General features: G+C 39.0%; 25 protein-coding genes. 9 read left to right on the plus strand and 16 right to left on the minus strand.

The features are described 5' to 3' along the window. The first annotated feature begins 338 nt into the window (after nucleotides 1-338). Nucleotides 339-527, plus strand: a complete 189-nt coding sequence (locus AAGS61_RS18525; protein WP_391375397.1) for an SE1561 family protein — start codon at nucleotides 339-341, stop codon at nucleotides 525-527. A 41-nt stretch (nucleotides 528-568) separates the two neighbouring features. On the opposite strand, the gene AAGS61_RS18530 is transcribed toward AAGS61_RS18525, so the two are convergent. Beyond that, the gene (locus AAGS61_RS18530) at nucleotides 569-1345 is read right to left on the minus strand and encodes a YwqG family protein (protein ID WP_391375399.1); all 777 of its coding nucleotides are present in this window, start codon (nucleotides 1343-1345) and stop codon (nucleotides 569-571) included. 231 nt (nucleotides 1346-1576) lie between these two features. Here AAGS61_RS18530 and AAGS61_RS18535 point away from each other — a divergent pair, with 231 nt between their 5' ends. Together AAGS61_RS18535 and AAGS61_RS18540 are read left to right on the plus strand one after the other, a co-directional pair. Further along, complete coding sequence (locus AAGS61_RS18535) at nucleotides 1577-3118, plus strand: fumarate hydratase (protein ID WP_391375402.1); 1542 nt, start codon at nucleotides 1577-1579, stop codon at nucleotides 3116-3118. A gap of 199 nt (nucleotides 3119-3317) precedes the next feature. Next, nucleotides 3318-5216: a heavy metal translocating P-type ATPase gene (locus tag AAGS61_RS18540; RefSeq protein WP_391375405.1), complete on the plus strand. Its 1899-nt coding sequence runs from the start codon at nucleotides 3318-3320 to the stop codon at nucleotides 5214-5216. Between the two features lie 34 nt (nucleotides 5217-5250). Here the strand turns inward: AAGS61_RS18540 and AAGS61_RS18545 are convergent, their stop codons facing one another. The 3 genes from AAGS61_RS18545 to AAGS61_RS18555 form a co-directional block, all read right to left on the minus strand. After that, entirely contained in the window at nucleotides 5251-6192 is a 942-nt protein-coding gene (locus tag AAGS61_RS18545) for a YihY/virulence factor BrkB family protein (RefSeq protein ID WP_391375408.1), read from the minus strand. A gap of 31 nt (nucleotides 6193-6223) precedes the next feature. Beyond that, nucleotides 6224-6553 (minus strand): YtxH domain-containing protein, encoded by a 330-nt coding sequence (locus AAGS61_RS18550; protein WP_391375411.1) that lies wholly within the window; start codon nucleotides 6551-6553, stop codon nucleotides 6224-6226. 109 nt (nucleotides 6554-6662) lie between these two features. Then, nucleotides 6663-7364, minus strand: a complete 702-nt coding sequence (locus AAGS61_RS18555) for an SDR family NAD(P)-dependent oxidoreductase (protein ID WP_391375413.1) — start codon at nucleotides 7362-7364, stop codon at nucleotides 6663-6665. 123 nt (nucleotides 7365-7487) lie between these two features. Between AAGS61_RS18555 and AAGS61_RS18560 the strand changes: the two genes are divergently transcribed. After that, on the plus strand, nucleotides 7488-7709 hold the full coding sequence (locus AAGS61_RS18560) for a DUF1128 domain-containing protein (protein WP_391375416.1): 222 nt from the start codon (nucleotides 7488-7490) through the stop codon (nucleotides 7707-7709). Nucleotides 7710-7781: 72 nt separating this feature from the next. On the opposite strand, the gene AAGS61_RS18565 is transcribed toward AAGS61_RS18560, so the two are convergent. From AAGS61_RS18565 to motA, 4 genes are all read right to left on the minus strand, one after another. Beyond that, on the minus strand, nucleotides 7782-8690 hold the full coding sequence (locus AAGS61_RS18565; protein WP_391375418.1) for a pseudouridine-5'-phosphate glycosidase: 909 nt from the start codon (nucleotides 8688-8690) through the stop codon (nucleotides 7782-7784). Next, nucleotides 8690-9778: a carbohydrate kinase gene (locus AAGS61_RS18570; protein WP_391375422.1), complete on the minus strand. Its 1089-nt coding sequence runs from the start codon at nucleotides 9776-9778 to the stop codon at nucleotides 8690-8692. The genes AAGS61_RS18565 and AAGS61_RS18570 overlap by 1 nt, the downstream gene beginning before the upstream one ends. A 100-nt stretch (nucleotides 9779-9878) precedes the next feature. After that, nucleotides 9879-10679, minus strand: a complete 801-nt coding sequence (gene motB, locus AAGS61_RS18575) for a flagellar motor protein MotB (RefSeq protein WP_391375425.1) — start codon at nucleotides 10677-10679, stop codon at nucleotides 9879-9881. Next, nucleotides 10663-11463 (minus strand): flagellar motor stator protein MotA, encoded by an 801-nt coding sequence (motA, locus tag AAGS61_RS18580; RefSeq protein WP_391375428.1) that lies wholly within the window; start codon nucleotides 11461-11463, stop codon nucleotides 10663-10665. Before motA ends, motB begins: the two co-directional genes overlap by 17 nt. Before the next feature lie 203 nt (nucleotides 11464-11666). On the opposite strand from motA, the gene AAGS61_RS18585 reads away from it, so the two are divergent. The 3 genes from AAGS61_RS18585 (at nucleotide 11667) to AAGS61_RS18595 (ending at nucleotide 13927) form a co-directional block, all read left to right on the plus strand. Beyond that, nucleotides 11667-12899 (plus strand): aminopeptidase, encoded by a 1233-nt coding sequence (locus tag AAGS61_RS18585; protein ID WP_391375518.1) that lies wholly within the window; start codon nucleotides 11667-11669, stop codon nucleotides 12897-12899. A 119-nt stretch (nucleotides 12900-13018) separates the two neighbouring features. Then, the gene (locus AAGS61_RS18590) at nucleotides 13019-13180 is read left to right on the plus strand and encodes a hypothetical protein (RefSeq protein ID WP_391375431.1); all 162 of its coding nucleotides are present in this window, start codon (nucleotides 13019-13021) and stop codon (nucleotides 13178-13180) included. A 180-nt stretch (nucleotides 13181-13360) separates the two neighbouring features. Then, nucleotides 13361-13927, plus strand: coding sequence for a beta-class carbonic anhydrase (locus AAGS61_RS18595; RefSeq protein ID WP_391375434.1), 567 nt, complete (start codon nucleotides 13361-13363; stop codon nucleotides 13925-13927). 39 nt (nucleotides 13928-13966) lie between these two features. Here the strand turns inward: AAGS61_RS18595 and AAGS61_RS18600 are convergent, their stop codons facing one another. The 3 genes from AAGS61_RS18600 to AAGS61_RS18610 form a co-directional block, all read right to left on the minus strand. Further along, nucleotides 13967-14572 carry a GNAT family N-acetyltransferase gene (locus tag AAGS61_RS18600; protein ID WP_391375437.1) on the minus strand — a complete coding sequence of 202 codons (606 nt, stop codon included), beginning with the start codon at nucleotides 14570-14572 and terminating at the stop codon, nucleotides 13967-13969. Next, nucleotides 14532-16325 (minus strand): M3 family oligoendopeptidase, encoded by a 1794-nt coding sequence (locus tag AAGS61_RS18605; RefSeq protein WP_391375440.1) that lies wholly within the window; start codon nucleotides 16323-16325, stop codon nucleotides 14532-14534. The genes AAGS61_RS18600 and AAGS61_RS18605 overlap by 41 nt, the downstream gene beginning before the upstream one ends. 181 nt (nucleotides 16326-16506) lie before the next feature. Then, on the minus strand, nucleotides 16507-17376 hold the full coding sequence (locus AAGS61_RS18610) for a polyphosphate kinase 2 family protein (RefSeq protein WP_391375443.1): 870 nt from the start codon (nucleotides 17374-17376) through the stop codon (nucleotides 16507-16509). Nucleotides 17377-17489: 113 nt separating this feature from the next. On the opposite strand from AAGS61_RS18610, the gene AAGS61_RS18615 reads away from it, so the two are divergent. After that, nucleotides 17490-18227, plus strand: a complete 738-nt coding sequence (locus tag AAGS61_RS18615; RefSeq protein ID WP_391375446.1) for a hypothetical protein — start codon at nucleotides 17490-17492, stop codon at nucleotides 18225-18227. A gap of 27 nt (nucleotides 18228-18254) precedes the next feature. On the opposite strand, the gene map is transcribed toward AAGS61_RS18615, so the two are convergent. Together map and AAGS61_RS18625 are read right to left on the minus strand one after the other, a co-directional pair. Continuing rightward, the gene (map, locus tag AAGS61_RS18620) at nucleotides 18255-19007 is read right to left on the minus strand and encodes a type I methionyl aminopeptidase (protein WP_391375449.1); all 753 of its coding nucleotides are present in this window, start codon (nucleotides 19005-19007) and stop codon (nucleotides 18255-18257) included. Between the two features lie 67 nt (nucleotides 19008-19074). Then, nucleotides 19075-19584, minus strand: coding sequence for a GNAT family N-acetyltransferase (locus AAGS61_RS18625; protein WP_391375451.1), 510 nt, complete (start codon nucleotides 19582-19584; stop codon nucleotides 19075-19077). 190 nt (nucleotides 19585-19774) lie between these two features. Here AAGS61_RS18625 and AAGS61_RS18630 point away from each other — a divergent pair, with 190 nt between their 5' ends. Next, the gene (locus tag AAGS61_RS18630; protein WP_391375454.1) at nucleotides 19775-20098 is read left to right on the plus strand and encodes a DUF4870 domain-containing protein; all 324 of its coding nucleotides are present in this window, start codon (nucleotides 19775-19777) and stop codon (nucleotides 20096-20098) included. A gap of 373 nt (nucleotides 20099-20471) precedes the next feature. Here AAGS61_RS18630 and AAGS61_RS18635 read toward each other — a convergent pair whose 3' ends face one another. The 3 genes from AAGS61_RS18635 to AAGS61_RS18645 form a co-directional block, all read right to left on the minus strand. Continuing rightward, nucleotides 20472-23549, minus strand: a complete 3078-nt coding sequence (locus tag AAGS61_RS18635) for an AAA family ATPase (RefSeq protein ID WP_391375457.1) — start codon at nucleotides 23547-23549, stop codon at nucleotides 20472-20474. Continuing rightward, entirely contained in the window at nucleotides 23546-24715 is a 1170-nt protein-coding gene (locus AAGS61_RS18640; RefSeq protein WP_391375459.1) for an exonuclease SbcCD subunit D, read from the minus strand. The genes AAGS61_RS18635 and AAGS61_RS18640 overlap by 4 nt, the downstream gene beginning before the upstream one ends. Nucleotides 24716-24937: 222 nt before the next feature. Then, nucleotides 24938-25804 (minus strand): SGNH/GDSL hydrolase family protein, encoded by an 867-nt coding sequence (locus tag AAGS61_RS18645; protein ID WP_391375461.1) that lies wholly within the window; start codon nucleotides 25802-25804, stop codon nucleotides 24938-24940. Between the last annotated feature and the right edge of the window lie 14 nt (nucleotides 25805-25818).

Below are 25818 nucleotides of genomic sequence, written 5' to 3' on the forward strand. Positions count from 1 at the left end.
ATACTAAAAAACCCTAGCAAACTTTATGTTTAAAAGTTTACTAGGGTTTCAACTATTCCTATGGATCATAATGATTAAAAAGCTTAATCGGCAAGCTCAGCCGAAAAATCCTTCATCCTCCCTCCTTTTCCTGTGGGATTGAGTGTTCATTGTTTCGTATTTTCCATCCCCCCTTGTATTTGATATCTATAATCTATCACAATACTTCAATTTTGTAAATATTCAAAATTCAATAATAAGGTATGAAATTACTAAATTTCTCTCCATGCGATACAAACATTGAAATTTACATAAAAATTCGCTACGATAGCCTTAACAGTTGAAAGGTGGCACATCTTATGTCAAATCCGCTTACAAACAAAGAACAGCAAGTAACTTATTTAAAAGAACGTTTAGAAATTTTTTTAGAAGTATTAGATGCAATTGACCCAGAAACAACAGATTTAGAAGATATCGACCGCTTAATCAAAATGATGGATGATTTAGAAGAAAAAATGGATCAATTCCAATCGCGCGACGAAAAATAAATGGTGAGGTAACATTACGTACTCGTAATGTTACCTCTTTTTTAATGACAGTCCCAATTATATAGTACACGGTCAAAACGTTTATGAATTAAATCTGCTTTAGAGATAAAGAAATTGCCAACCCCTACATCTCCCCACATAATATCAAAGTCATCATCCGTATCGAGTTGGAATAATAAAATGAGCTGTTCTTGATAATCTCCATACTCTCTTGGGTCTGCTTGTGTAAAGTACGGATATCCACCGATTTTATGTCCCTGCGTTTCAAGCTCTTCAAAATACAAATCGTGTAACTCGTATGAATCATCTTCAATACCGATCACTTGATCAAATCGAAAATCACTTAACGTCATCGGCTCTTCCGCTACATGAAATGTCATGCTATAAGAATGATCAAAATCAAATGGTCCATATTGTTCTTCATCCGTTTCTAAAAACGCAAAATCTGTTAGTAGTTTACTCTCATCATCTACAATCGTTTCATGGTACAGTACACGGAAATTTTTTTGACTTTGTCCGTTATCAAAATCTAGACCCATCACATCATCTAATGGATGAATATAAAATTGTAAAATGCCTTGCTGTGGGAAATCATGTAATACTGGAGGAACCTCCGCAAAGTTAATTTGTGCAAGCAAGCGAAGTGGTTGCCCGTCTTCGCCTAGTGGATAAGCATCTTCCGCTAAAAAATAAGGTGTCCCCCCTACTTTACTACTAAACCGATGCGTTTCTTCATCTGATAAAGTAATGCGTACAACTGTATCTAACGTTTGTTCAATTTTTGTACGATAAGATTCTAACGCAACTGGAAAACTCACAATATTATCCCCCTTCACCATACTATTTCCTTTATTGTAATATAAACAAACATCGAAATCAAACGTTTGTTCTCTTTTTGTTTTAACCTCAGATGAAAGAACATATTAATAGACAGAATTTTTCATTAGCTAATGTTGGTAGTTGTACGTGTGCTCTTTTTTTTATTCATTTAAACAGTTATAATGGTTAATGGTTTGAAATAATATTATTTTTCTGGGGGGAAAAATAGAATGACATACTTACAAACTTTGGAAAAAAGCCTATATAATTTAGTGACTGAAACGTCTACTAACTTACCAAAAGACGTTCGTCGTGCGATTAAAGCGGCAAAAGAAGCAGAAAACGCTGGTACACGTGCAGCCATGTCTTTAGACACAATTACAACAAACATCGTAATGGCTGAAGATAACGTTTCTCCAATCTGTCAAGATACAGGTCTGCCAACATTTAAGGTGTACACTCCTGTAGGTGTCAACCAAATCGAGATCAAAAAAGCAATCCAAAACGCGATCGCTAACGCAACAGGTGATGCAAAATTACGTCCAAACTCAGTAGATTCTTTAACTGGTAAAAACTCTGGTAATAATATCGGTGCTGGCCTTCCAGTTGTTAAATTTGAACAATGGGAAAACGATTACATTACAGTAAAGCTGATCCTTAAAGGTGGCGGCTGTGAAAATAAAAATATCCAATACTCACTTCCATGTGAATTAGAAGGTCTTGGCCGCGCTGGTCGTGACTTAGACGGTATCCGTAAATGTATCCTACACTCAGTATGGCAAGCTCAGGGGCAAGGTTGTTCAGCTGGCTTCATCGGTGTAGGTATCGGTGGTGACCGTTCTGCTGGTTACGATCTTGCAAAAGAACAATTATTCCGTCATGTAGATGATGTAAACCCAATCGAAGACTTAGCAAAATTAGAAGCTTACATTGTTGAAAAATCAAACACATTTGGCGTTGGTACAATGGGCTTCGGTGGTGAAGCAACATTACTTGGCTGTAAAATTGGTGTAATGGACCGCTTACCAGCATCATTCTTCGTATCAGTAGCTTACAACTGTTGGGCATACCGTCGTATGGCAATCGATATCAACCCAGAAACAGGCGAAATCATCAACTGGCACTACCAAGAAGGTGAAAAAATCACTTTCCGCGACGAAGAACAAACAGCTGCTACAACGGACAATAAAGTAGTAGAACTTGTTGCACCAATCACAGAAGAACAAATTCGCGAACTTAAAGTTGGTGATGTAGTGAAAATCACGGGCCGTATGTACACTGGCCGTGACGCAATCCACCACCACTTAATCGGAGAAGGCGTCGAAGCTCCTGTTGATTTAAATGGTCAAATTATTTACCACTGTGGTCCTGTTATGGCAAAAGACGAAGAGGGTAATTGGACAGTTAAGGCTGCTGGTCCAACAACATCTATCCGTGAGGAGCCATACCAAGGCGATATTATGAAAAAATTCGGTATCCGTGCCGTTATGGGTAAAGGCGGTATGGGTCCAAAAACACTTGCTGCACTTAAAGAGCACGGTGGCGTCTACTTAAACGCAATCGGTGGTGCTGCTCAGTACTATGCTGACTGCATCAAATCAGTAGACGGCGTAGACTTAATGGAATTCGGTATTCCTGAAGCAATGTGGCACTTATCAGTTGAAGGGTTTACAGCAGTTGTAACAATGGATTCCCACGGGAACTCATTACACGCTGATGTAGAAAAATCTTCATTAGATAAATTAGCAATGCATGCAGAGCGTGTCTTCTAATTTAATCATTGAATACAAAAAACTCGTAACGAAAAATTTTCGTTACGAGTTTTTTATTGCAATCCTTTTCCAAAAGATGTATCCTTTTATTTATAATAATTATAAAAAAATAATAAATAAAAATAAATGAAATCTTTTATCAATTAGCTTGAAATAAAGGTTTTGATACTGAATTTCATTATCAAGGAGGTCTTTTGAGATGGATCCTAATCGAGAAAACTTATCATTAATTGAGAAAACAAAAGAACATATTGAACTGATTGCCGCGCTGACAGCAGGTATTATTTTGTTACTCGCTTGGCGCATGGATTCAATTGGACTTGAAACAGCAGCGATCATTTCTTATATTGCCGCCTATGCTATCGGTGGTTTCGCAAAAGCAAAGGAAGGCATAACAGAAACAGTTCAAACGCGTCAACTGAATGTGGAAATTTTAATGATTTTAGCTGCAATCGGTTCAGCCATTATTGGTTATTGGGTAGAAGGAGCTATTTTAATTTTTATCTTCGCTGTGAGTGGTGCACTTGAAACATACGCCATGAATAAAAGCCACCGCGAAATTTCAGCATTAATGGAATTACAACCAGAAGAAGCTTGGCTTGTCCGTGGTGAATTTGAGCCGATCAAAGTAGCGGTAAGCGAATTACAATTAGGCGACCATGTTCTTGTAAAACCAGGTGAACGCATTCCTATAGATGGCGTCATTTTTAAAGGGCATTCAACAATCGACGAAGCCGCTATTACAGGTGAATCAATGCCTATCACAAAAGAAACAGGCGAGTCTGTATTTGCTGGGACAGTCAATTTAAACGGCGCTTTAACGATTAAAATGACAAAGCGAAATGAAGAAACACTCTTCCAAAAGATTATTACGCTTGTTCAGTCAGCACAAAGTGAGAAATCCCCTTCTCAACAATTTATCGAGCGGTTCGAAGGCATTTATGTAAAAGGCGTATTAGTTACAGTAGGACTAATGCTATTTTTACCGCATTATGTAGTGGGCTGGGATTGGTCAACAACGTTTTATCGTGCCATGGTATTACTTGTAGTTGCTTCTCCGTGTGCGCTGGTGGCATCTGTTATGCCTGCAACGTTAGCAGCCATTTCAAATGGCGCACGCAATGGTATTTTATTTAAAGGTGGTGTTCACCTTGAACACTTTGGCCATTTAAAAGCATTAGCAGTCGATAAAACAGGGACACTGACAGAAGGAAAACCCGTTGTAACAGATTTTTTAGTACGAGATCAGATTACAACTGAAGAGGCGCTAGCCATTTTAGCCACGATTGAGGATCAGTCTACTCACCCACTTGCTGAAGCTATTTCCCGTTATGCAGATGGGCTGCATATTACGCGTAGTAGAAACGTAACAATTCAAGATATACCTGGTCACGGACTTGAAGCAACAGTAGATGACGTACAGTATAAAGTTGGTAAACCTGAATTTATTGGGCGCGACGAAGCAGAGCAGTTTGCTGACGGCGCATTAAATCGTCTCGCATCTGAAGGGAAAACAGTTATTTTCATTCGAGATGAATCGGGCATTTTAGCTGCTGCCGCATTGAAAGATACCGTGCGGGAAGAAGCAAAAATGGCTATCAGCGCTTTACAAGAACTTGGTATCCACGTTGTCATGTTGACTGGAGACAATAAGCATACAGCAAGTGTTATTGCACATGAATCTGGTGTAAATGATTTTGTAGCTGAATGCTTACCTGAAACAAAGGTAGACTATATCAAACAATACAATGAACAATATCACTATGTTGGTATGGTGGGTGATGGTATTAACGATGCGCCCGCTTTGGCAACAGCTTCTGTTGGTATCGCTATGGGTGGCGGTACTGATGTAGCGCTCGAAACAGCAGACGTTGTATTAATGAAAAATAATTTATCGAAAATTGCCTATGCCGTACGTATGTCCCGAAAAATGCAACGCATTGTAAAACAAAATATGTTTTTCTCGATTGCTGTGATTATTTTGCTCATCATTTCTAACTTCTTTCAAGCGATTAACTTACCGCTTGGTGTCATCGGACATGAAGGTAGCACCATCTTAGTTATTTTAAACGGATTACGTATGTTAAGAAATATGTAAAAAGCGAGCAGGGGGTTTGTCCCCTACTCGCTTTTTAACATTCTTGAGAATCGATGCTTGTATTATTTATTTTGCTCATTTGCCTCTTCTTCACTACAACATTGATTAATCCGCCCAAAATTAAAATCATCCCTGTAAAATAAAGCCATAGCATTAACACGATTACACCACCGATGCTACCATATGTCGCACTATAATTGCCAAAATTATTAACATAAAATGAAAATCCATACGTTAAAATAAGCCAGCCTACTGTAGCAAAAATAGCGCCAGGTAATACGCTAACACACTTTAAACGTGGGTTTGTGTTCGGAACAATCCAATACATGATGACCATAATAAGAAAAATCATAAGCGGTGGTATTAACCATCGAAACGTATTCCAAATCGATTCAAATGAATTCGCTACACCGATATAAGAAAATAATAAGTTCCCGATTTGCTTACCGAAAACCGGAAATACGAGCGCTATTAAAATAATGAAAACAAAAGCGAATGTAAAGAGCAGTGACCAAGTTCGGTGCAAAACACCTACTTGTGCCTCTACCTCATACGCTTGATTTAACGCCTTCATTAATGCATTAATCCCTTTAGAAGCGGACCAAATCGTGCCGATAATCCCGATAGAAAGTAAACCACTATTTTGATGTGTTAGCACTTGCATTAATGTTCCCTCAATCAGGGAGTATACCTCTTCTGGCATTACATCGCCTAAAAACAAAAAGACGTGCTCCTGCTTTAAATTTAAGTATGGGAGCAGCGTCACCATAAAAATAAGTAACGGAAAAAATGATAACAAAAAGAAGTAGGCGAGTTGCGCACCCATTCCAGACATATCCACACGTTGAATGCCGACCATTAAATCTTGAAAGAAGCCTTTTACAGTTGTGCGATCGATTTCAGCTTCCTCTGGTGCTACAAATGATTTTACGAAAGTGACTACTGCATGAGAGGCAGTATTTTTTTGTTCTTTCATAAAGGTTCACCCCTTCTTCAAAACACCTGCACTATGCATCTGCATCTTTTTTCGAAAAAGCCTCTTTTGTTTCCGTTACAAGACTCATGACTGTTTGAGGTAACGCTTTTGCGTCTTCAATTTTTGTCATAACTACATCCATATTTTGCTGAGTTGACGAATAGACAGATTGGAATTGCTCTACCTTTGTTTCGAGAAGTTGCATGAATTCATCACGATTTTGTGTATAGTACGTTACTGTATCTTTCATTTTTTTTGATGTTTCGATTGTGTGCTCACGCGTTGCTTTGTCTAGCATACTAATCGCAGCGCCTGCCACAGCACCGATTAAAATTGCAGGTACTAACTTACTTTTCACCATAGCTATTCCTCCCCTATGTCCTTTTATGCTGAATACATTGTATCAAAAGATGATGCTATGTTTATTTTAAACAGTTTTGCACCTTTTTGAAAGTAATGGGCAAGTAAATTTACTCTTCATAAAGCATTTTTTTCGTCATACCACCATCAATGATGATATTTGTGCCCGTAATAAAATTATTTTCTGGATTCGTTAAATATAAACATGCTTGCGCAATATCTTCAGGTTTTCCAACGCGCCTTGATAAATGTTGCTCATGATCGATTGCTCGTAAACCTTCATAATTTTGTGTTTCAATCCACCCTGGTGAAATACAATTCACCGTAATACGTTGCTTCGCAAAAGATGCGGCAAGTGCATGTGTCAATGCTATGATACCACCTTTACTGGCTGCATATGCCTCTGTATAAAGCTCCGATTGAAAAGCCCGTGTAGAAGCCATCGATACAATTGCTCCCCCCTTCATATATTTTGAAGCTTCACGTGCACATAAAAATGCACTGCGCAAATTAGTATTCAGTACATCATCCCATACCTCAAGTGAAAGTTCTGTTGGTGATGTGACAACAAATTTCCCAGCATTATTAATTAATATATCGATTGAACCGAATTGCTCAACGGTTTGTGCCATTAAAGCCTGTATCTCCTGCTCACTTTTGACATCTGTTCGGATAAAATGCATTGTTGTATCCGCTGGTTCCTGTAAATCTGCTACGATTACAACGGCTCCTTGCTCAACATATTTCTGTGCAATCGCACGTCCAATTCCTTGTGCACCGCCTGTGACAATGACTACTTTATTTTTAAACATCGAACCGCCTCCTTCCTCGCAAACGTATCACGTATTCAGCTGATTTTCAAACGGATTAGGAGTTGACTTTACTATAACAAAATGAAATGATATGTTCGTACACGCAGAAAGGTAGGTTAGATTATGGATTTATCTACACCATCACAAGACAATGTTGTTTATATGATTGAACAAATGAAAGAAAAGCTTCGTATGGTAAATGTGGATGCAATGAAGCCCGAACATTTCAGCGAAGAAAACTATGAAGATTTACTCTATTTATATGAAATGGTTATGAAGCGAGATTCATTTACACCAAGTGAAATGCAGGCAATTGTCGCAGAACTTGGCTCATTCCGCAAATAAAAATAGGACGGCTCTAAATTGAGCTGTCCTATTTTTATGAAAAAGATTATTTCCTCGGAAATGTTGTCGAAATTACTTATTTAATGCGACAGCAATCGCCGCACCAATACGCGCATTATTTTTTACAAGCGCAATATTCGCCTCTAGCGATTTCCCTTCCGTTAACTCTTTTACTTTTCCAAGTAAGAACGGTGTTACTTCTTTTCCAGCAATACCGCGCTCCTCTGCTTCTGTTAATGCACGCTCAATAATGCCGTTAATAAACGCCGCATCCAGTGCCTCTGCTTCAGGAATTGGGTTTGCAATAACCGCGCCACCACGTAAACCTAAATCCCATTTTGCACGCATCATATTTGCTACTTCTTCTGCTGAATCTGCGCGGAAATTCACATCGAATTGTGATTCACGTGTATAGAAAGCTGGTAACATATCTGTACCATAACCAATGACAGGTACACCTTTTGTCTCTAAATATTCTAATGTTAAACCAATATCTAAAATCGATTTAGCACCTGCACAAACAACCGCGACATTTGTCATCGCTAATTCCTCTAAATCAGCAGAAATATCCATCGTTGTTTCTGCACCGCGGTGCACACCACCGATACCACCCGTCACAAATAACTCGATCCCTGCAAGCTCTGCACAAATCATTGTGGCAGCTACTGTTGTTGCACCTAATTTTTTCGTTGCTAGTAAATAACCTAAGTCACGACGAGATGCTTTGGCAACCCCTTGCGCGTTCCCGAACATTTCTAATTCTTCGTCTGATAAACCGATTTTAATTTGTCCATCGATTAATGCAATGGTTGCAGGCACCGCACCGTTTTCACGAATAATTTGCTCTACTTCACGTGCTGTTTGTACATTTTGTGGATAAGGCATACCGTGCGAAATGATCGTTGATTCAAGTGCAACGATTGGTAAGCCCTTCTCTTTTGCTTCTAATACTTCTTGTGAATAAGATAAATATTGTTTCATTATGATTCCCTCCAAATAGTTAATTCATTTGATGATAAATCTTCCCGAACGGTTGTATCGCATTGTAATGTTTTGGATGCATTATATAGCCCGAAGCGTACCGCATCGATAAACGGCTCTCCATGTAATGCAGCATGTAAAAAAGCACTTACAAAGGCATCCCCGGCTCCTGTTACATCAATAATGGTTTCGATGGCTATTGCATATAATCGTTCGATTCTTTCCTTACTTCCTACAACGACACCTGCACCACCAAGCGTTAACACGACATGCTCTGCACCTTTAGCTAACAAATCACGAACCGCCAATTCGTAGTCTTCCTCTGTTTGTAATGGGCGCGATAAATACGTTTCCGCTTCATCACGATTGCAAATAAAGTATGTGACACCTGTTAAATCTCCAGGCATACGACTCATTTTCGGTGAGGATACGGGTACAATAACAAATGGAATCGTTCGTAATTTAGCGAGCGCTAATGCATATTCGACCGCTTCTTGTGGGCAGTTTAAATCTACGACAATACATTTGGCATCAAGTATACGCGTTTCATGTTTACTCATTAGCCCTGGCAGTAACTCATCATAAATCGCCATATCCGCCATCGCAATAACTAATTCACCATCACGACTTAGTACAGCTGAGTATGAGCCTGTTGAGTGTTCCTGTAACGTTGCGGTCATTTCAAATGACATAAATTCTTCTGAATGCTGTTTTATTTTTTCTGCATCCGCATCTTCACCTAGTACCGTCATTAACTTAACGTCATTACCAAGCCTACCTAAGTTCTCTGCAATATTACGGGCTACACCACCGACGCTAGTTGTGACATTTGTAGGGTTCGATGTGGCTAATTGCACAGCACCTTCTACGTGAAATTTCCGATCCACATTGGCTCCACCAATGGTGATAATCGCTTGCCTTTTCGGTAAAACGTAAGCACGACCTACAATTTCCCCTTTCCTAATTAGCGAGGATACTGTATTCGCCAGTGCTGGCCTAGACATCCCTAGTCTTTCCGACATTTCCTGTTGCGATAAATACGGATTTTCTTGTATTAATCGCAATACAAGTTGCTCTTTTTCATTCAAGGTATTCACCTCAATTCAAACATTTGTTTATATAATAAACTTTTGTTTATAAAAATGCAAATAAAAACAGCAAACCTATTTTAGTTTGCTGTTTTTTTGCTTAATTATTTATGTCTGTTTCTGTGTTATTTGTATTAGTTGTATTTCCAACAGGTAAATCAGAGCCATCTTCTGCTACAAGGGGTTGTACTAACACCTCGACACGGCGGTTTTTCGCGCGCCCTTCCGCTGTGTCATTTGAAGCAATTGGATTGTACTCACCGAAGCCTTTGACACTAAAGTACTTAGAATCCAACTCTGGATTTGAATTTACAATAATTTTTAAGAAGTTTACAGCACGAATTACAGATAGCTCCCAGTTTGACGCAAATTCTGCTGTATTCATCGGCACAGTATCCGTATGTCCCGTAATGATTACATTACGCGCTGGATTAAACGCTAAAATCTCCGATAGTTCTTCAGCAATATTAGTATATTCAGGTTTAATATTTGCACTACCTGGCGCAAATAACACGCTATCACGAATCGTGATTAATAAACCTTCATCCGTCATCACGGTTGAAAATTGATTTTCTAATTCATTCACAGCGATTAACTGCTCTACACGTTCTTGCGCTTCTTGTAATTGCTTTTGGTCTTCCAAATACTTAGTAGCTGCTTCACTTAATTGTGAGCTATTCGGTGAAGAGACAGGAGATGTATGTTCCATCACACCTGTTCCACCATCAAATACTTGATTGAATACCTCCGACATTTTTTGAAGTTTTTCCTGATCTACTGTACTCGAAGCAAAAAGAACGATAAATAGCGCTAGTAAAAGTGTTAATAAGTCCGCATAAGGAATTAGCCACGACTCATCCACATGCTCTTCATGCTTTTTATGTCTAGTCTTCTTTGCCAAGGCCACCCGCCCCGCTTTCCGTAATTTGCTTACGTTCTTCCATTGTTAAGTATGAAGCTAATTTTTGTTCGATCACACGAGGCGCCTCCCCTTCTAAAACAGAAAGGATTCCCTCAATCATCATCATTTTTTGTTTTACTTCTACAGCTGATTTGCGTTTTAATTTGTTGGCAAACGGGTGCCATAAAACGTAACCCGTAAAAATCCCCATTAGTGTGGCTACAAAGGCTGCTGAAATGGCAGTCCCTAATTTTTCGATATCGTTCATATCTTTTAATGCTGCTATCAGACCTATTACGGCACCAAGTACCCCTAGTGTAGGTGCATATGTACCCGCTTGCGTAAACACCTGTGCACCACTTGCATGACGATCTTCCATCGCCTGCACTTCTTCTGTTAATACATCTCTTATGTAATCTGCGTTTTGCCCATCAATGGCTAACGTTAAGCCATTCTTTAAGAACGGGTCTTCAATTTCTGTTGCTTTACTTTCAAGTGCAAGCAACCCTTCACGACGCGCTAAATCTGCCCATTGCGAGAACATTTTAATGATTTCTACATCATCTGCTAACTTCGTTTCTTTAAAAATTTTACCAAATAACTTCGGTACACGCTTTAATTCTTTCATCGGGAATGCGATGACTACTGCTGCAACCGTACCAAAGATAATAATAAAGATGGCAGCTGGGTTTATTAGCGCATCTGGTCCTACCCCTTTAAACTGCATCCCTACTAGAAGTGACACAAACGCTATAATAATCCCTACTAATGACGAAATATCCATGCCTATACCTCCAATAACTCGTTCTTTTTTTATTTCGACCTGTTCTGCTTTTTATTAACATTTCTATTAATATAGTATAAAGGGTAATCCATTTTTTTTCGATGTCATAATGTTTTTTTCTTTCCAAATTGCCAGTTTTTGATTATATTGAATCAATAATTATAAACAGTTTTGAATTTTTATATGGAGGAATGATAAAAATGATGGGTGATTTTAATAATAATCTTTTAAAATATGCTGAACTTGCAGTAAAAGTAGGTGTAAATATCCAAAAAGGGCAGTTTCTTTATATAGCCGCTTCAACCGATGCAGTAGAATTTGTCCGTCTCGTGACAAAAGTTGCGTATAAAGTTGGGGCTAAACAAGTATTTGTAGATTTTTCTGACGATCAAATTGGCCGCTATCGCTATGAGTTAGCACCAGAGGATTCATTCGACTTCTTTCCGCCTTGGAAAGTACAAGAACGTGAATGGTTAGCAGAGCAAGGCGCAGCATTTATGAGTATTGTCTCCCAAAGCCCTGACCTATTAAAAGGAGTAGAGCCCAAGCGCATTGCTACATTCCAAAAAGCGGCAGGTACAGCACTAAACACATACCGCCAATACGTACAAGCAGATAAAATTTCTTGGACAGTCATTGCCGTTCCTTCAAAAGACTGGGCTGCTAAAGTGTTTCCTCAATTATCAGAAAATCAACAAGTTGAAGCATTATGGGATGCGATTTTTAAAGCGACGCGTGCTAACTTAGAAAACCCTGTGGAAGCATGGGTACACCATAACAATACACTTCACGAAAAAGTAGACTACTTAAATGCTAAAAAATATACAAAGCTGCATTACACGGCTCCCGGTACAGACTTAACCATTGAGCTACCAAAAGGGCATTTATGGTGTGGGGCAGGCAGTATGAATGAACGCGGTGACGAATTCATGGCCAATATGCCAACAGAAGAAGTATTTACAGTTCCTCATAAAGACGGTGTCAATGGTTACGTTTCAAGTACAAAGCCTTTAAGCTATGGTGGGAATATTATCGATCACTTTACACTAACTTTTGAAAATGGCCGCATTGTTAATGTACAAGCAGAACAAGGGGAAGAAGTATTGAAAAACCTAATTGCTACGGATGAAGGTTCTCATTACTTAGGCGAGGTCGCACTAGTTCCTTATAACTCTCCTATTTCTAACTCAGGTTTACTATTCTTTAATACGTTATTTGATGAAAATGCGTCTAATCACTTGGCCATTGGTAGCGCCTATGCCTTTTGCTTAGAAGGGGGAAAAACAATGTCACCGGAAGAATTAGAAGCAAATGGATTAAACCGAAGTATTACCCATGTTGACTTTATGATTGGTTCTGCTAATATGGATATTGACGGGATTACTGAGGATGGACAAGTAGAACCTGTTTTCCGTAGTGGAAACTGGGCATTCTAACACCTTCAAAATGTCGTCACAATTTTTAAATTTCCATAAATTAAACTATCACTTGTCTCATAGATTACGGTATAATTAGTGTTAAGGATTACTTTATTTATAGGAAGGAGCTTTTTAACATGAATCATCATCATCCATTTGGTCCAGAGTACTATACAACAGTATTAGGCTACTCTGTAGTGATCATTATTTGCTTAATGTTCTTCATTCATTATTTACGTGTAGGTTTAGATTCTCACGAGTCAGTACGTATCGATTCAAAAGCTAACGCTCATAAATAATTTGATTCAAAACAGCCATATTTATGGCTGTTTTTTTAATGACTTTTATATAAATTCGCTTTATATATATATCCTTTGTCTTTATTTTTATAATATTTAAACTCATTTTCGCTATTATTATTTGAATTCTCTTTCATTTCAACTAAAATAAGATAAGTGTAAGGAAAGGGGTAACGACATATGTCTTTATTAAACGAAATACTCAGCTTTAATCAATCATTCGTAGAAGAAAAGCAATACGAGCCTTATATTACAACAAAGTATCCAAACAAACGAGTAGTTGTATTATCTTGTATGGACACACGCTTAGTTGAACTACTGCCGAAAGCAATGAATCTTCGTAATGGAGATGTCAAAATTGTCAAAAGTGCAGGGGCCATCGTGAACCATCCATTTGGTGGGATTATGCGTAGTTTACTTGTAGCGGTTTATGAGCTACAAGCAGATGAAGTATACATTATTGGACACTATGACTGTGGGATGAGTGCAGTTGACCCTGATGTGATGATTGGTCATATGCTTGAACGTGGCATTAAACAAGAAACAATCGATACAGTAAACTATTCAGCTGGCGATTTACGTGACTGGTTACGCGGCTTTGGGGATATCGCAACGAGCGTATTAAAAAGTGTAGAGCTTGTGCGTCAGCATCCATTAATGCCTAAAGGAGTGCCTGTACACGGACTCATCATCGACCCAGGCACAGGACGCCTTGATGTAGTAAGTGACGGCAATCAACATTTATAAAATCGTTTCAATCGAGGACAAAAGGTGCAGGGATAATCCCTACACCTTTTTCTGTAAATACTCTTCCTGTAACATCGCATACATATAATGGTCTACCCATTCTCCATTAATGAACAATAGTTTACGAAGTAGCCCTTCTCTTGCAAATCCGGCTTTTTCAATGACACGAATGGACGATATATTTTCAGGCGCAATATATGCCTCTACTCGATGTAGCTTAAGGGATGCAAAGGCTAGCTCCACGACAAGCTTTACCGCTTCCGTTGCAATGCCTCGCCCAACAAAATGCTGATCCATCGAATAGCCAACAAATGCACTTGAATACGGCATACGTTTAATCGCATATAACGAAATATGGCCAATTAATTTTTCCGATTCCTTCTCATAAATGCCAAATGAAAATTCTCGGTTTAAAGCAAGTAACTGTAATCCTTCTAGAATCTTTTTATACTGTGCCTCTTCCGTATAGTAATCCTCTCGGTGTATAGGCTCATATGTTGACCAAAAGTGCTTATTGTTCGACAACAGCATCGCTAACTCTTTTGCATCTGACTCCCCAAACGTACGTAAAAAGCATTTCTCCCCGTCCAGCTTCACGGACCGATCACCCTTCTTTCGAAACAAGTTGAATAAACTCTTCAACATCTCTCACACAGAGCGCAATGCCCTTCTCCCAAAATTCACGTTTTGTAATATCTTCGTTTAGATGCTTCATCGCTAAGTCTTCCACCGTCATAATAGCTGTATCACGAAGTAGCGCTATATATTTTTCTTCAAACGCTGCTCCTTCTTCTTTTGCCTTTGCATAAATACTAAGGGAGAACAAATAACCAAATGTATATGGGAAGTTATAGAATGGCACACCTGTAATATAAAAATGCATTTTAGATGCCCAAAAATGCGGGTGTGCTTCACCTAGTGCACCTGCAAAGGCTTCTCGTTGGGCTTCTTCCATTAATTCATTCAACCGCTTTGTCGCAACAATTCCTCGCTTACGCTCTTCATAAAAACGCGTTTCAAACAGGAAGCGTGCGTGGATATTCATAAAGAATGCAATCGAACGCTGCAATTTATCTTCGAGTAAAGCAATTTTCTCTTCTGTTGTTGCTGCCTCTTCTACTGCTGCATCCGCAACAATCATCTCAGCAAAAGTGGATGCTGTTTCGGCCACATTCATGGCGTAACGACGGTTAAGTGGATTCACTGGGCGTAGCGCATACGTATGGAACGCATGCCCTAGCTCATGCGCTAATGTGGAAACGTTGGACATAGTGCCGGAGTATGTCATAAAAATACGTGATTGCTCCGCCAGCGGGAAGCCCGTACAAAAGCCACCAGGACGTTTGTTATCACGATCTTCTGCTTCAATCCATCCATCTTCAAACGCTTGACGTGCGAATGCCTGAAGCTGTGCCCCGAACTTGCCAAAATGCTTCAGGATAAACTCTGCACCCTCTTGATACGACACTTTTGTTGTAGAAGACGTCACTGGTGCATCGAAGTTATACCAATCCAGCTTCTCCTTCCCAAGCATACTTGCCTTTGTTTTAAGGAATTTTACAAATGGTGCTTTATGATTTGAAATGGCTCCCCACATGGCCTCTAGCGTTTCGTTTTTCATTCGGTTAATTTGTAACGGCTCTTGCAACACTTCATCCCAACCGCGTTTTTTGTATGTCGTTAAACGGAAGCCAGCTAGATGGTTTAATGTTTTCGCGAAAAACTCTTCCTTTTCCGTAAATACTTTTTCAAGCGCATCAAAAGCACTTTTACGTACCGCTTCATTCGGATGTGCACTTAAATTATTCGCTTGTCCTACAGATAGGTATTTCGTTTCTCCCTCTACATCAACTTCTACTTTAATATCACCGATGAACATATTGTAAAGCTGTCCCCACGAAGAATAGCCATCTACGCCTAATTCAGAAATTAATGTTTCTTCTTCCTCCGACAGCTTTTGCTTCGCTTGTTCACGCCACTCCGTTAAAATAAAGGCAAACTCATGTAACAACTCCGATTGGATTAGTGCATGGAAACGTTGCTCATCCATTTCAGCTAGTAACTGCTGTAAACGAAGAATCACAGGTGAATAGCTTGCTGAAATACTGCTTAATTGACTTGATAATAAAAGCGCCTTCGTATCTTTTATATTTTGAGCCGTTAAACACGAAAGCATGCCACCCGCATGAGAAATATGCATTAATGTGTCTGCAATGTGTGCTAAAGCTTCTTTTAATTGTTGTTCATTGACATCTATTGTTAAAGCCATTATTTGTTTTTTTGTTGCTTCCACTTTATGTGGTAGTTGTTCTATAAATGCTTGGAAGGCTGGTGACTCACTGCCTCCTTCAAAAAACACATCTAAATTCCATACTTCTGGATATTTTATTGTTGCCATTGTACTCCCCCCTCATTATTCAGAAAGTAATTTCTAAATAGTATTCAATTAGAAAAACATAACTCGCGCTACAAGGGCGCGAGTTGATATGTTTTTAATTAGATATACTTTCTACCGAAAATTCAGACAAAATAGTTCACACTATTTTATCCGAATTCCGAAGTATTAAATCTATTATATGTTATTTTCGTTTCTTTTTCGATTTATTTTTTCTCACCAATTTTACTTTTTTTACATCTTCTTCTAAGCTAGCGGCAACTTCTTTTTCAGCTTGTGCTAACTCCGCCAATGCTTTTTTCTCTTCTTGTTCAAAAACAGTAGGAATTTCAAGGCCTCGTCGTTTCGCTTCTTGTTGAATATGCGCTAACGTTTCTTCTAATACTTTTATTCGTGCATATTGCTTATTGTTCCCCTCTACGAGAATCCATGGGGCATGTTTCGAGTCTGTTTTCTCAAACATCTCATTTGCAGCCACGGCATAATCATCAAACTTGTCACGATTTCGCCAATCTTCTTCTGTTAACTTCCAAGCTTTATATGGATCTTGAGCCCGTGCTTCAAAACGTTTTAACTGTTCCTCTTGATCGATATGAATCCAGAATTTCAACAAAATGTACTCACCATTTGTTAATAGACGCTCAAAGTCATTAATCTCCTCATAAGCACGTGTCCATTCTTCTTCCGTCGCAAATCCTTCTAAACGTTCGACTAATACACGTCCATACCATGAGCGGTCGAAAATAGCGATTTGTCCATGTTGAGGTAACTTACGCCAAAATCGTTGCATATAGTTATAACGTTTTTCATGTGGTTGCGGGGCGGAAATGGGATGTACAATATAACCGCGCGGATCGATACGTTCTGTTAACCGTTTAATCGCGCCTCCTTTACCAGCAGCATCCATTCCTTCAAAAGCTAAAATTAATCCAATTTTATTGTTGAATAAAAACTGTTGTACGTTTAATATTTCATATTGGAGTACTTTTAACTTTTTCTTATATACTACTTTATCTAGTTCTAACGACAGGTCTAATGCTTCAAGCTTTTGCATGGAACCACTCCTTTTACTATACTATCTCTATTGTAAACTAAAATGGTTTTAAATGGTATTTGTTGTTGCAAAGTAGCAAAATGTATATAATTCTAACGGAAGGAGAGGAATTTATGGGGCGTATTTTATTACTTTTTGTTGCAACCATTGTTTTATCAATATACTCAATCACTGCGTTTTGGATTGGGATAAATGATCTAACAACCATTCATTCAATTAAGCGGCTACCACTTTTATTTTCTCCTGCCAGCTTTGTTTATTTATTTACATTCGTCTTATACGCTAGTCTTTTCGTTTATGTGTGGCAAGCTTACCAAAACCGCCAAACCATCTTCGTCACTACTAGATTACAAGCGCTTTTATTTGTACTAGCTTGCCTATTACAAATTACCTTTTTCTATATATGGCATCAAGACCAGTATATCACTGCATTTATATTGCTTATGCTACAACTCCTCTCTTTATTCGGTTTACATATGACGTATCCGTTTCATAGAGAATATATAAGCTTACGTATTCCAATCGCTATGTGGTTAGGTTGGAATTTATTTTTCATCTTGATCGTCATTAGCTACCTTACGATTTACTACGAGTGGCATGGATTGGGGTTAAGCAATGCCCTGTGGGTTGTCATTTTGTTAACAGCGGGGGCAGCGACTGCTCTCCATCTTCGTTACCATCATTTTGACCGCATCATACCTAGTATTTTTATTTTAGGTTATGTAGGCATTGCTGTAGCAAATGGTTTTACTGAATTATTTGTATCAACTGCTGCACTATTTTTATGTGGCGTCATGGTTGTTGCCATTTTATTTATGGAAAAGAAAAAGAAAACTGCTGAAGGTAGTTAATGCCTTCGCAGTTTTCTTTGCTTTTAGTTAGTCTTCTAATGTCGTTAAAATAACCGGTTTATCTTTTGTGACAACGATAGAATGTTCGATTTGAGCAACTAATGATTTGTCTGGTGTAATAAATGTCCAGCCATCACCTGCTTCGACAATATGCTCTGCCTTTGCAGAGATGAACGGCTCTACTGCTAACACCATGCCTTCTTTCATAATCGTTGTATCCCATGCATCATAGTAGTTTAAAATATGGTCTGGCGCTTCATGAAGAGACTTCCCTAAACCATGTCCTGTTAAATTCATGATGACCGTTAAGCCGTGATCGCGTGCTTCACGTTCTACCGCTTTCCCGATTTGGTTTAATTTTGAACCCGCTTTTACTTTTGTCATCGCACGTTCAAATGCTGATTTTGCTACAGCACAAAGCTTTTCTTTCTCTTCATAACCTTCCCCTACAACAAATGAAATACCCGTATCCGCAAAATAACCATTCAATGAACCCGAAACATCAATATTCACTAAATCGCCTTCTTGAATCACTTTATCGCCCGGAATACCGTGTGCGACTTCATGATTCACTGAAATACATGTAAATCCTGGGAAGTCATATTCACCTTTAGGGCCCGAAATGGCACCGGCTTCTTCAAACATGCGACCTGCTATTTCGTCTAGTTCACGTGTTGTAACACCTGGTTTTGTGGCAGCTTTCATCGCTTCACGAATTTCTGCTACAATGCGACCGATCTTTTTAAACGCATCTAATTCTTCCTGTGTCTTAATAATCATGCTCAAATCCCTCTCTTAATTAAAAATGTCCTTTACTACTATATCATATGGAAATGTACGTCACATACTAGAGTTCCTTGACCATTATATAGTCCGTACACGCTTCATCTGCAAACATAAAAATATGCTCCCCTTGACGAGTAAAACCCATCTTTTTATAAAAGGCTACTGCCTGCTCGTTTTTCTCCCACACCCCAAGCCAAATACGTTTCTTCCCTTTTTGACGGGCCATGTGAATTGCTTCCTCGATTAACTGACGGCCTAAGCCTCTACCTTGAAACTGATTTTGAATGTAAATACGTTCCACTTCTAACGCGTCTTCTCCTACATCATCCGTTTGGGCACCGCCCGTATTCAGCTTTATATAGCCCGCTACTTCTCCGTCCAATAAAGCAAAATAAAATGTACTACCCGGATGGGCCAACTCTTTCAATAAAGCTTCTTCTGTAAAGGCTTTCGCCGTATGTGCCTGTACCGTCTCTATTGTAGAAAGTATGCAATATGTTTCCACATATGTATCGATGCTCAATTTTGATAATTGGGCAACATCGTGTGCTTTACATTTCATCAGTTGCATAAACATCACTCCAATTAAAAAGGCCTACTGTTTCTAGCATGCCTTAAAATAATACCTGCTTCAATCATTTTAGTAACGAGACGATAGGGAATCAATCCAATTTTTGTGTCTTAAAGTATAAAAAACCATGAAACTTCCATACACTTGATACATAAATAAGATAATAAAAAATTGTGAAGGGAATAAATTGATGGATCATAGCAAAGGACTAAGTGCATTAAATTATTTCAGTGTATTTTTTGCTCCGTTTATCGTACCGATTATTATTTATTTCATAAGTGCTGATGCGGAAGTGAAGCGTCATGCAATTCGTGCATTATTATCACATGTCATTCCTGTTATTCTGGGGATTGTATTAGTCGTAATCCTGTTTATTGTAGGTATCTTTAGCTCGCAAGTGAACGGCGATATACTATTTACTACTTGGATTCTTTTGATTTTAGGTTATGGCCTACTGTATTTAATCGTCATCATTTGGAATGTCGTTCAAGGGATTAAAGTGCTTCGCTCATAAAGTTTATATCTCCTCCTTGTTATGGACATATAAAAGAAGAACATACTAGTCGTAATCATAGTACTTGAAGGAGGTCAATATACATGAAAGTAAAAGACATGTTAAAAGCAGCTATTAAACTGGCACCTGTTTTATATCCAGTTGTTAAACAAATACTCGTAAATAAAAAAGGAATGCGCTCCACCTCTACACGACGTCGATAATAAAACAGGGCATTCTTTACATGAATGCCCTCATATTGTGAATAGGTCCTTGCAGATGGCGTTGCTTGCTTCACTCATTTTGTAAATGGGCAGAGCATTTGCTACTTGTAAGTGACGAGTTCAATTTTTTCTAGTCACATTTAGATTCCAATGTACACTTTTCTTATTTACTATTTCAATGTAATCGTCGTATAACTATACCCTTCTTTTTGCTTCATGACTTCTAGAACGGCAGGCATAGCATCTTTTAGTTCTGCTACGTGTGAAATGACGCCGACCATACGTCCCGATTTTTGTAATTCAATTAATGTATCAATAGCCCGTATTAACGCTTCTTCATCAAGTGAACCAAACCCCTCGTCAATAAACATGGTATCGATACGTACATTGCCTTGGAAGCTTTGAATGACATCTGCCATACCAAGCGCTAAGCAAAGAGAGGCATTAAATTTTTCTCCACCTGATAACGTTTTAACATCACGTGCTTGCCCTGTGTAGCTATCATACACATCTAAACTTAAACCACTTTGACGTCCATGGGCTTCTTGCCGCTCTGAGCATTCCAGGCGGAATTGTCCGTTCGATAAACGCTCTAAACGAATATTAGCGGCTTCTGTAATCTGTTCTAAATACCCCATCTGTACATAGCGTTCAAATGAAATACGTGGCTCATTTTTCCCGCGCAATACATCATATAGTTGCACAATTTCCCCTGAAATTCGTTCGAGCTGATCGATTTCCTCTGCTACAGCAGTCAGCTTTTCTGCATAATAATTGCAGTGCGTTGCATATTCCCTTGTTTTATTTAATACATTAAACGCTTGCTCATATGTCTCTTTTAATGTGACGAGTTGTGCTCGCATAGCTGCTACATCCACTCGTTCTTTCCCTTGTAATGCCTGTACTTCTGCTTGTACAAATTCTGTTAATGCATGATACTCTTTTGTGAACTGCAAATATTGCTGTTGCAATGTCGCCATCTGTATATCTGTGCGTAACGCTAATTTGAACGCTTCTTCATTAGCAAATGTAGCTTGAGTAATCGCTTCTTGTAATCTCATTTGATCGTCAGCCAGCTTTTTCGTTAAATCCATTTTACGTTCGTCCGTGTGCTTAATTGCTTCTTGTACTTTTACGACATTCGTATAGGCTAATTCGTAGTGTTGTTCTGCCTCTTTTAGCGCTTTCTGTAGCAGTTGCAATTCTTTCTCCGTTTTTTCATAGGCTATATTTACTTGTGTCAGGGTTTGGAGCTCAGAAGGGATTGTACGCTGTTTTTCCATTAAAATCGTTTGTTGTTGCAGTAAAGTACGTTGCGCTTCTTCATGCTTCGTACGTAACTGAGCAAGCTCATTTTCACATTGCTCCATCCCTTGCGTTGTCCGCTTTACGTGTGTTTTTAATTGGGCAAGCTCTTCATTTTTGCGCTGTAACACTTGCAGCGCATCGACTGTTGCTAAGTACTGCCCTTTATACATCGTCTCTTTTGTTACATCAACACCTGATTCCATTAGCTCTTTCTGTAAATCATCGAACTGAGATCTAGCAGCTTCAAGTTTTCCACTAATAATCGATTGCTGTTGTTGAGCAGCCACTACTGCCCCTTTTGCTTGTTGCAATGCCGATTTATCAATTGCTTCCGTATCATTTATACATAAATTAGGGTGCTCTATACTACCGCAAACTGGACAGGCCTCTCCTGGAACAAGCGTTAAAGCTAATTCATACGCACGGTTGTGAATCCACTTTTGCTCCTGCTCCTCATATGATTGACTGACGGCTTCATAGTGAGCAGTTACTGTTTCTATATCAGCTTGTAAGCGTTGAATATTCTCATGTGCTTTATTTAATTTTGCAAAAGCATTTGTAATTTCTTTCAGCTGCTGTTCTCTAGCGAGTGTTTCCGGGATTTCAGCTACCTGTTTCTCTATCGCTTCCACCATTTCAGCATGTGTGGCTAATATGCCCTTGTATTTTTCATAAAGCGCCTTCACGTTCGTCATTTCTTCATTTAACTGTTCAACATTTCTTTGTAATGTCGGTATCTTTTTGACGAGTATATCTACCTCTTCATAAATAGGCTTTATGTTTTCCAGTACATTCATGTCATGGATTCGTTTTGTACGCTCAGGCTCACGGGCTTGTTCCATTTTTAAATTATGATTTGCCTGTGCCAATGCTGTTTCCAATTGCTGACGTTGCCACTCATAGCCTTCTAGCTTTTCCATTGCATCAGCTAGCTCTTTTTCCGTTGTACCGTACGTATTATAAAGCGGTAAAATGCTCGAAGCTTTTACAGCGGCTTCGTACTCTCTTTTCTTTTCTTCAAATAACGGGCGTTCATTTTCCTTTTGTATTAATTGCATTTGCTTTGTTTGTAACACATGAATCCGCTCATTTAGCTGTTCACTTTCAATGCATTTCTCTTGCATGTCATTGTGTGCTTGAAAGCTTTGTAAATAATATGTTTCATCTACTATTACCTTTTGTTCATAATAAAGCTTTTCTTCTTCAAGAGCTTGTAAAATTTGATAAACATTCGCCTGATTTTGCAGACGCTCAAACAATAAAGAATGACGAGATGGAAGTGCCCCTGCAATTTGCTCAATATATTGATTGCGCATCGCTTTTGCCATTTTTGCTTCCGTTTCTGCTGCTTGCTTTTTATCCTCTAACTTTTTAGCAATTTCACCATAGTGTTCCGTTTTAAAAATTTTACGTAAAATAGCTTCTTTATTTTCCGTTTGAGAAGTAAGCAATTTACGAAATTCGCCTTGCGGAAGCATAATAATTTGGTTAAATTGGTCGTATGTTAAACCGATGATTTCTTCTATTTTTGCATTGATTTCTTTCGCTTTTTGACGCTCGACTATTTTTAGCGCTTCGCCATTTGGGCCCATTTCAAAAAATGCATACTCTTCCCCAGTCGCTGTTTTACGCCCTTTTTTCACATGGGAAAGCTGCCTAAATACGCGATATGTCCGTCCTTTTACTTCAAATAAAAGCTCCACGGCCGTATGCACGTGATCCTCTGCAAATTGACTGCGCATCGATTTGTGATCTTTGCGATCAGAACCACTCCCACTACCGTATAGCGCAAATGCAATGCCATCAAAAATGGTTGTTTTTCCCGCACCTGTTTTCCCTGAAATAACAAATAACCGATGATTTTCAAGCTTTGTAAAATCGATAACTTCTTCCCCTTTGTATGGGCCGAATGCACGCATCATTAATTTAAGTGGCTTCATTTCACAGCAACCTCCTGACTTTCACGTTTTTCAGCAAATAGTTCTGCTAACGCTTCTGTAAATAATTGCTGCATCATTTCACTCGGTTCCTGCTTTGTCACTTCTTCATAAAACGCTTTAAATAATGTGAAATCATCTAATTTTTCTCGTTTGATAGTTTCTTTTTCCTCTTGTGTAGCTAGATGCATCGTTTTCCGTTCAACATGCATCGCATTTTTATATACTGTTCGAATTTGTTCCATCGCATTCACTACTGGTGTCGGGTCTGTTAAACGAACAAATACATAGTCGTCACTTTCAGGATGACGTAAAATTTGTTGCATGTCCCCTTCCACAATACGTAAATCTCTTCGTGGCGTAAGCTTGCGTTTTTCTACTTGAACAGAGCCGTCTGCCGCTAAATCTACGATATAAAAACCTTTTTCATGTTGTGCTTCTGACAGTGAATACTTTAACGGTGAACCGGCGTAGCGAATCGTTTCATTTAAAACATAGTGAGCTTTATGTAAATGCCCTAATGCTGTATAGTGAAATGGCTCAAAATGCTCTGCACTCACACATTCAGATCCGCCAATAGCAAGGGGGCGCTCTGAATCACTTGTATTTGCTGATTGTTCTCCGTATGGTGTGATAAACGCATGCGCTATTGCAATATGACGAACTCCCCGTTTCATATCTTTTTTTATATGCTTAATAATGGCTTGCATAGCATCATCGCAAGTTGCTATCGAATCATCCGCAAACAATTGTCGTACAATGCTTGGCTCAGCAAACGGAATGAGATGGAAATGGACTTCCCCATGCTCGTCCGCTAATACAACAGGCTTTAAATCGGCTCTCATCTCACCTGCTAAATAAAGCCCTGATTCTTTCATTAGTTTACTCCCAAACTGCAGGCGAGTCGGACTATCATGGTTACCAGCAATCGCGATAACGGGAATACCGCGTTTGAGTACAATGTCAGCAAATGTATCATCGAGTAAATCAACAGCATCAACAGGGGGAATTGCACGATCATATAAGTCCCCTGCGACAATAATGACATCTGGCTTTTCTACATCAATTGCTTCCATAAACTGATTTAAAATATAGCGCTGATCTTCTGTCATATAGACGCCTTGCACAAGCTTTCCTAAATGCCAGTCTGCTGTATGAAAAATTTTCATTTTACCGCCTCCTTATAAATTATCCATATATTCTTACTATTACATTAAATATACTACATCAATACACAAAATTCAAACATACGTTCTGTTTTTGGTAATAAAAACACCTCAAGCAATTATCCCAAGATGTTTATTGTATTAGTAATTCAGGGGACATTTCACCCTTTGTGATAGCTAGCTTTCATAGGATAACATGATATTGTATAAAAAAAGACCCTTCCCCTACAGAAAGAGTCGCTTAAATCGGTCGTAGCCATAGTACACCACATATTGTTCAATCGGCTTTACCGCTACTTGTTCTTCGATTGTCTGCTGTTGCTGCTGTTGCATTTGTAAAATTTCTTGGAATGTGAGTGGGTTTGGTTCAGGGATTTGAGCCGTACTCATTGGCATGATACCTAGCTTCTCTAACAACGCATTCGCCATCACACGATACCCTTCCATATTCGGATGTACGTCTGCTACATTTGGTAAATAGCGACTCCCCTCATTACCGAATGATACGTCCACAAACTGCGCACCATATGCACTGGCAACATTTGCTAAAATTTCATTTAAAAGATGTAGCTGTTGTTTTACCCCTACCGCTTGTTCTGCATGGACACTGACATAAGGAAAATAATACCCCATGACATACACATCCGCATTTGGTGCTACTTCATTTACATGCTTTAATAGCTCTATATAATCTTCGCGTGCTTTATTTAATGCAAAATTAACAGAGAGCTGCGAAAAACTCATTGTGCCGTTTTGTGGGTTGTGAGCCACGAGAGGCAATAAATTATTGGCACCAGCTGAAATGGTGATCATTGTCGCATCACGTAAAAGCGCATCCGCTTCTTCCGTTTTTACCCGCTCTAGTACATCCCCTACCGAGTAGCCAGGAAATGCTAGCTGTTTTGTAAATGACTGGAGTTGACCAGCGCGCATGAGTTGCATCGCGATGAAATCGGTATACCCTGCATCAATTTCTGAATACGGTGTTTGTCCTGCTGCTAGGGAATCACCGAGTGCGACGTAGATTTCTTTCGCTGAAGCACTCGATGTAAACAGAAAAGATGCAAGGAGACATATAAACAGTTTTTTCACCTTACATCTCTCCT

This window comes from Lysinibacillus sp. KU-BSD001, assembly GCF_042920265.1.
Lineage (GTDB): Bacteria > Bacillota > Bacilli > Bacillales_A > Planococcaceae > Lysinibacillus_B.

Bases quoted from the DNA above. Each gene is read 5' to 3' on its own strand.
- AAGS61_RS18640 (WP_391375459.1), bottom strand. From the start codon at position 24,715: ATGAAAATTTTTCATACAGCAGACTGGCATTTAGGAAAGCTTGTGCAA.
- AAGS61_RS18615 (WP_391375446.1), top strand. From the start codon at position 17,490: ATGGGGCGTATTTTATTACTTTTTGTTGCAACCATTGTTTTATCAATA.
- AAGS61_RS18565 (WP_391375418.1), bottom strand. From the start codon at position 8,690: ATGAAACAATATTTATCTTATTCACAAGAAGTATTAGAAGCAAAAGAG.
- AAGS61_RS18585 (WP_391375518.1), top strand. From the start codon at position 11,667: ATGGGTGATTTTAATAATAATCTTTTAAAATATGCTGAACTTGCAGTA.
- AAGS61_RS18630 (WP_391375454.1), top strand. From the start codon at position 19,775: ATGGATCATAGCAAAGGACTAAGTGCATTAAATTATTTCAGTGTATTT.
- AAGS61_RS18545 (WP_391375408.1), bottom strand. From the start codon at position 6,192: ATGAAAGAACAAAAAAATACTGCCTCTCATGCAGTAGTCACTTTCGTA.
- AAGS61_RS18600 (WP_391375437.1), bottom strand. From the start codon at position 14,572: ATGTTGAAGAGTTTATTCAACTTGTTTCGAAAGAAGGGTGATCGGTCC.
- motA (WP_391375428.1), bottom strand. From the start codon at position 11,463: ATGGATATTTCGTCATTAGTAGGGATTATTATAGCGTTTGTGTCACTT.
- AAGS61_RS18625 (WP_391375451.1), bottom strand. From the start codon at position 19,584: ATGCAACTGATGAAATGTAAAGCACACGATGTTGCCCAATTATCAAAA.
- AAGS61_RS18595 (WP_391375434.1), top strand. From the start codon at position 13,361: ATGTCTTTATTAAACGAAATACTCAGCTTTAATCAATCATTCGTAGAA.
- AAGS61_RS18550 (WP_391375411.1), bottom strand. From the start codon at position 6,553: ATGGTGAAAAGTAAGTTAGTACCTGCAATTTTAATCGGTGCTGTGGCA.
- AAGS61_RS18605 (WP_391375440.1), bottom strand. From the start codon at position 16,325: ATGGCAACAATAAAATATCCAGAAGTATGGAATTTAGATGTGTTTTTT.
- AAGS61_RS18590 (WP_391375431.1), top strand. From the start codon at position 13,019: ATGAATCATCATCATCCATTTGGTCCAGAGTACTATACAACAGTATTA.
- AAGS61_RS18525 (WP_391375397.1), top strand. From the start codon at position 339: ATGTCAAATCCGCTTACAAACAAAGAACAGCAAGTAACTTATTTAAAA.
- map (WP_391375449.1), bottom strand. From the start codon at position 19,007: ATGATTATTAAGACACAGGAAGAATTAGATGCGTTTAAAAAGATCGGT.
- AAGS61_RS18535 (WP_391375402.1), top strand. From the start codon at position 1,577: ATGACATACTTACAAACTTTGGAAAAAAGCCTATATAATTTAGTGACT.
- AAGS61_RS18635 (WP_391375457.1), bottom strand. From the start codon at position 23,549: ATGAAGCCACTTAAATTAATGATGCGTGCATTCGGCCCATACAAAGGG.
- AAGS61_RS18610 (WP_391375443.1), bottom strand. From the start codon at position 17,376: ATGCAAAAGCTTGAAGCATTAGACCTGTCGTTAGAACTAGATAAAGTA.
- AAGS61_RS18555 (WP_391375413.1), bottom strand. From the start codon at position 7,364: ATGTTTAAAAATAAAGTAGTCATTGTCACAGGCGGTGCACAAGGAATT.
- AAGS61_RS18540 (WP_391375405.1), top strand. From the start codon at position 3,318: ATGGATCCTAATCGAGAAAACTTATCATTAATTGAGAAAACAAAAGAA.
- AAGS61_RS18560 (WP_391375416.1), top strand. From the start codon at position 7,488: ATGGATTTATCTACACCATCACAAGACAATGTTGTTTATATGATTGAA.